1 protein-coding gene is annotated in these 330 nt (G+C 73.0%); it reads right to left on the bottom strand.

All coding sequences use genetic code 11. The features are described 5' to 3' along the window. Positions 1-318: condensation domain-containing protein (locus tag E0D90_RS26155; RefSeq protein ID WP_227870531.1), on the bottom strand; the 318-nt coding region annotated here is incomplete at its 3' end. Positions 319-330: the final 12 nt, after the last annotated feature.

Below are 330 nucleotides of genomic sequence, written 5' to 3' on the forward strand. Positions count from 1 at the left end.
ACCCGCCACCGGCGTCCCCACCACCACGTCGTCACTGCCCGACAACCGCTTCAGCAACACCGACAACGCCGCGTGCAGCACCATGAAGACGCTGGTGCCCGAGGCGCGGGCGAGGTCGCGGAGCAGGGCGTGCGTCTCCGGTTCGACGTCGAGGGGGACGCTGCCGCCGCCCGCGTCGGGCCGGGAGCCGCGGGGGCGGTCGGCGGGCAGCGCGAGCTCCTCCGGCATACCCGCCAAAACCTCACGCCAGTAAGCCAGTTGCCCTGCGGCCACCGAACCCGCGTCCCCCACCTCACCCAGCACCTCACGCTGCCACACCGCGTAATCCCC

It is taken from the genome of Streptomyces otsuchiensis (genome assembly GCF_004305975.1).
GTDB lineage: Bacteria > Actinomycetota > Actinomycetes > Streptomycetales > Streptomycetaceae > Streptomyces > Streptomyces otsuchiensis.